We start from the raw sequence: 537 nt of genomic DNA, 5'->3' as shown, positions 1-537 counted from the left end.
CAACCGATCCAGCTGGCGGCTGTTCGCACGCTCAAGCCAACCACGGCACGGACGCGAGGGCTGCAGCGCCAATGCGGATCAGCGACAAAGTAGCGACAACCGTTGAGCGTAGGGCGAAAGTTGCAGTATAATAAGGTGACGACGGCCACAACTCATTGAAATCAGGTGAGTTAAAGACGGAGAGGTGGCTGAGTGGTCGAAAGCAGCGGTTTGCTAAACCGTCGTAGGGGCTTAAACCTCTACCGAGGGTTCGAATCCCTCCCTCTCCGCCAGCCTGCGATGGCTGTGGTTCCGAGTACCAGTACACAACTGGCGCTTCCTTCTCATTCCAATCTTGGCGGTTCCGGGCTTCTGCGGTTATAAAGGAGCATGCCATACTCTCGAGTACTGATGTTGGTGGCAGCCGTACTCTGCTCCAGGCCAGCTTCAGCCGCACTCTTTTCCGACATATACTACTTTGGCGACAGCCTCTCGGATACAGGCAATGTGGGCAACCTGACCTTGGGGATCTATCCAAACAATCCCTATGCGCCGGGG

The 537-nt window shown here is 56.1% G+C and carries 1 tRNA gene; it reads left to right on the top strand.

The window, feature by feature from the left end:
• Positions 1–178 precede the first annotated feature (178 nt).
• Positions 179–272: transfer RNA gene (locus L6Q96_23585), tRNA-Ser, on the top strand.
• Positions 273–537 lie beyond the last annotated feature (265 nt).

The organism is Candidatus Binatia bacterium (assembly GCA_023150935.1).
Classification (GTDB): Bacteria; Desulfobacterota; Binatia; order HRBIN30; family HRBIN30; genus JAKLJW01.
Note: the sequence above shows the minus strand (reverse complement) of the source record. Positions and strands in the feature narration are given on the sequence as shown.